The sequence below is a fragment of the Pseudoalteromonas sp. P1-26 genome, assembly GCF_001401795.1.
Classification (GTDB): Bacteria; Pseudomonadota; Gammaproteobacteria; order Enterobacterales; family Alteromonadaceae; genus Pseudoalteromonas.
Genome location: NZ_LKDX01000175.1, coordinates 1 through 267, shown reverse-complemented (window position 1 = coordinate 267; position 267 = coordinate 1). Strand labels below are relative to the sequence as shown.

General features: G+C 49.8%; 1 tRNA gene. It reads left to right on the top strand.

From position 1 onward, the window contains the following. The first annotated feature begins 9 nt into the window (after nucleotides 1–9). A tRNA-Ile gene (locus AN394_RS21435) sits at nucleotides 10–86 on the top strand. Nucleotides 87–267 lie beyond the last annotated feature (181 nt).

The following is a 267-nucleotide window of genomic DNA, read 5'->3' as shown; positions in this document are numbered from 1 at the left end:
TTATTGTTTGGGTCTGTAGCTCAGTTGGTTAGAGCGCACCCCTGATAAGGGTGAGGTCGGTAGTTCAAATCTACTCAGACCCACCACTTTGCTCCCATACTTCGTTATGGCACGCCTCGTTTAGTGGACTAAACGTCGTAGTACCATGCCTTGTCTGGAAACAAAGTCGGTTACAAATAATAAGTACCAGCATATGTGGGGCTATAGCTCAGCTGGGAGAGCGCCTGCCTTGCACGCAGGAGGTCAGCAGTTCGATCCTGCTTAGCT